The sequence below is a fragment of the Curtobacterium sp. B18 genome, from assembly GCF_000333375.1.
Lineage (GTDB): Bacteria > Actinomycetota > Actinomycetes > Actinomycetales > Microbacteriaceae > Curtobacterium.
Genome location: NZ_BACZ01000166.1, coordinates 1 through 3,495, shown reverse-complemented (window position 1 = coordinate 3,495; position 3,495 = coordinate 1). Strand labels below are relative to the sequence as shown.

Here is a 3,495-nt window from a genome sequence, read left to right as displayed (position 1 = left end):
CCTGCCCGTCCTCCCGGTCACTCCACAGGCGTCACAGGACCCCGACGGCCGTCGCGCGCCAGCGGCCCTGCCGCTCCTCCAACCGCATCGCGACGGCACGGGCGTGACTGCGCGTGTGCACCACGATGGTCGCCTCGGCGACCCCGTCGGCGGGTCGGCACACGATCACGCTCCCGACCCGCAGCAGTGCCCGCCCCCGTGAGCGTCCGCCGAGCTGCCGGGCGCGCGCGGCGACGGCGGCACGCTGCTGCAGGTGCCGGTGGACCTCGTCGGTGATCCACCGGGCGATGCTGTCGACCTCGCGCGACCCGGTCAGGATCTCGGCGACGCAGAGACCGAGTGCGCGCGCGGTGTCCTCGACGTCCGTCGGCGGCGGCACCACGCTGAGCCGCAGGACGTCCCCCGTCGGCTCTGCATCATCGATCCTGTGTGCTTCCTCGGCCACCCCTGCCCCTTTCGTCGGGGCTGAGCGTAGGGCGCGTACAACATGAGAAATATGAGTCCGTCCCAGGCTGTGGAGAGCGCGAAGTTCTCCACAGAGGCGCGCACCTAGACTGGGCGGGTGTCGACCCTCAGTGACCTCGTCCTCGCACAAGGCCGTTCCTCCGAAGCCGACGTGGAGTGGCTGCACCTGCTCGTCGGCGACTGGCAGCTGCTCGCCGACCTGTCCTTCGCGGACATGGTCCTCTGGGTGCCGACGTCCGAGGACGGCTCGTTCGTGGCGGTCGCGCACGCGCGCCCCAGCTCCGCGGCGACGCTCTTCTACCGCGACATCGTCGGGCAGGAGATCCGCGAGGAGTGGCGCGAGCAGGTCACCGAGTGCTTCGCCGGCGCGCGGGTCGTCGACTCGGCCGAGCCGGACTGGTACGAGGACACCCCGACCCGCGTCCGGGCGATCCCGGTCCTCCGCCGCCTGAGCGCGAACAGCGCCGAGACGACCGAGCGCCCGATCGCGGTCGTGACGCGGCACTCGAACCAGGACGAGATGCGCACCCCGAGCCGCCAGGAGCTCAACTTCACCGCGAGCGCGAACGACCTCTTCGGCATGATCGCCACCGGCGACTTCCCGGACATCGGTGCGCCGGCCGGACCGCGTCGTGGCGCCCCGCGCGCGAGTGACGGCCTGCTCCGCCTCGACACGAACGGTGTCGTCACGTTCGCCAGCCCGAACGGCCTGAGCGCCTTCAACCGGATGGGCTTCGAAGGTGAGCTCGAGCGGAAGTCCCTCGCCGAGGTCACCACCGAACTCATCGGCGCGCAGCTCGACGTGGACGAGTCGCTGCCCCTCGTCGTCACCGGGCGTGCCCCGTGGCGCGCGGACGTCGAGTCCAAGGGCGTGACCGTCTCGCTGCGGTCGATCCCGCTGCGTGACCATGGTGAGCGCATCGGCGCGATCGTGCTCTGCCGCGACGTCACCGAGCTGCGCCACCAGGAGCGCGAGCTCATCACGAAGGACGCCACGATCCGTGAGATCCACCACCGGGTCAAGAACAACCTGCAGACGGTGGCGTCGCTCCTGCGCATCCAGGCCCGTCGGACCCACTCGGACGAAGCACGGACGTCGCTGCAGAACGCGATGCGCCGCGTGGCCGCGATCGCCGTGGTGCACGACACCCTGTCGACGGGCCTCAGCCAGAACGTCGACTTCGACGAGGTGTTCGACTCCGTGCTGAAGCTCGTGACCGAGGTCGCCGCGTCCCACAACACCACCGTGCGTCCGAAGAAGACGGGCGAGTTCGGGGTGCTCCCGTCCGAGGCGGCGACCCCGCTCGCGCTCGGGCTCACCGAGCTCGTCACGAACGCCGTCGAGCACGGGCTGGACGGCCGCGACGGCGAGGTCGAGATCGTGGCCGAGCGCTTCGACGATCACCTCGACATCCAGGTGCGCGACAACGGCCGGGGCCTGCCGGAGGGCAAGGTCGGATCGGGCCTCGGGACGCAGATCGTCCGGACGCTGATCCAGGGCGAACTCGGCGGCACGATCGACTGGCACACGCTGACCGGCAGCGGCACCGAGGTCACCATCACGATCCCGTTCCGCTGGCTGACGGCGACGCCGGGCGCCGCGTAGCCCGCGGTCGGGTCGTCGGGTGCTTCGTGCTCCCGCCCGGCCCGCGTCGAACCACGTTCCCGACGTCGAACCGCCGTCCGGCCCTGGTTCGACGTCGGTTCCGTGGTTCGTGAGGTGGCGCACGCCGGCGCGCACGCCGTGCGGGCAGCTGGAGAGGCCGGCCGCACAACGAACGTGTGTCCGAACCATGCGATCCTGCGGCGTCGTGTGGTTTTCGTTGTGCGCAGGCTTGCGCTGTTCCTGGAGGCGCGGTGCGCGCCCGCCCGGCCCGCATCGAACCACGTTCCCGACGTCGCACCGCCGTCCGGCCCTGGTTCGACGTCGGTTCCGTGGTTCGCCGCGTGGCGCGCGGCATGAGGGGTGCGCGGGCCGCGCAACCGCGCCGCCGCGCCCGCCACACACACGGCCCCCGCGCACGACGACGCCCGCCGGCCCCGGAGGGACGGCGGGCGTCAGGCGCGCAGGAGGCGCCGGGTCAGGAGGCGCGGCGGGCGCGAGCAGCGCGGCGCTTCAGGGCGCGACGCTCGTCCTCGCTCAGGCCACCCCAGACCCCGGAGTCCTGGTTGTTCTCGAGGGCGTACTGCAGGCACATCTCGGTGACCGTGCAGCGAGCGCAGACCGACTTGGCCTTCTCGATCTGGTCGACGGCCGGTCCGGTGTTCCCGACGGGGAAGAAGAGCTCGGGGTCCGCGGTGAGGCAGGCTGCCTGGTCACGCCAGTCCATGTGTGGTGCTCCTTGAAATCGATGCTCGAACGGCAGGCCGGGGCCGTGGTTCGGGGATCGGAACGCTGAGCATGCGCGAGGCACGAGGGGACACCCGTGGGGGAGGAGTCCGCTGGAAGCGAGTCTGACGCCCGCAGAACGCTCGGGGGAGGAGCGTCGAACCACGGGAGACGCACACCACATCGTGCCGTCCAAACGACCTCGAATATCGTTCCATACTGGTAGGGCCAAATCAAGGGTTCCGACGCTGGAGGAATGCTGTGCCCGACACCACCCCGACCGAGCCCGACCCCGTCGAACGGCGGTCGCCGGCGCTCCTGGTGCTCCTCGTCGTCGTCGGACTCGAGTTCGCCGCCCTCGTCGTCGTGACGATCGTCCTCGTCGTCGAGCTGATCGTCGCGCCCGCCACGAGCATCGCGTCCGGGATCGCGCTGACGGTCCTCGCGGCCATCGCCGCGCTGTGGCTCGGCTCCCTGTTCATCGGCCTCCGCAACCGTCGTCCGTGGGTGCGGTCCGGGATCATCGTCTGGCAGGTGCTGCAGGGTGCGCTCGCGATCGGGGCGTTCCAGGGCGTCTTCCGCGTGCCCGCCGTCGGCTGGTTCCTGCTCATCCCCGCGCTGCTGGGGATCACGCTGGTGCTGTCGCGACCGGTGACGGACGCGCTCGCCCGTCCGGTCGAGTAGACGGCAGAGACGGGAGG

4 protein-coding genes are annotated in these 3,495 nt (G+C 71.1%); 2 read left to right on the top strand and 2 right to left on the bottom strand.

Annotated elements, in window-relative coordinates; genetic code table 11:
- Positions 1 to 31 precede the first annotated feature (31 nt).
- Positions 32 to 445, bottom strand: coding sequence for an Rv3235 family protein (locus I5E_RS04505; protein ID WP_022905937.1), 414 nt, complete (start codon positions 443 to 445; stop codon positions 32 to 34).
- 117 nt (positions 446 to 562) lie between these two features.
- On the opposite strand from I5E_RS04505, the gene I5E_RS04500 reads away from it, so the two are divergent.
- Positions 563 to 2,071, top strand: a complete 1,509-nt coding sequence (locus I5E_RS04500; protein WP_022905936.1) for a sensor histidine kinase — start codon at positions 563 to 565, stop codon at positions 2,069 to 2,071.
- A gap of 475 nt (positions 2,072 to 2,546) precedes the next feature.
- On the opposite strand, the gene I5E_RS04495 is transcribed toward I5E_RS04500, so the two are convergent.
- Positions 2,547 to 2,795, bottom strand: coding sequence for a WhiB family transcriptional regulator (locus tag I5E_RS04495; protein ID WP_022904217.1), 249 nt, complete (start codon positions 2,793 to 2,795; stop codon positions 2,547 to 2,549).
- Between the two features lie 260 nt (positions 2,796 to 3,055).
- Here I5E_RS04495 and I5E_RS04490 point away from each other — a divergent pair, with 260 nt between their 5' ends.
- Complete coding sequence (locus tag I5E_RS04490; RefSeq protein WP_022905935.1) at positions 3,056 to 3,478, top strand: hypothetical protein; 423 nt, start codon at positions 3,056 to 3,058, stop codon at positions 3,476 to 3,478.
- Positions 3,479 to 3,495: the final 17 nt, after the last annotated feature.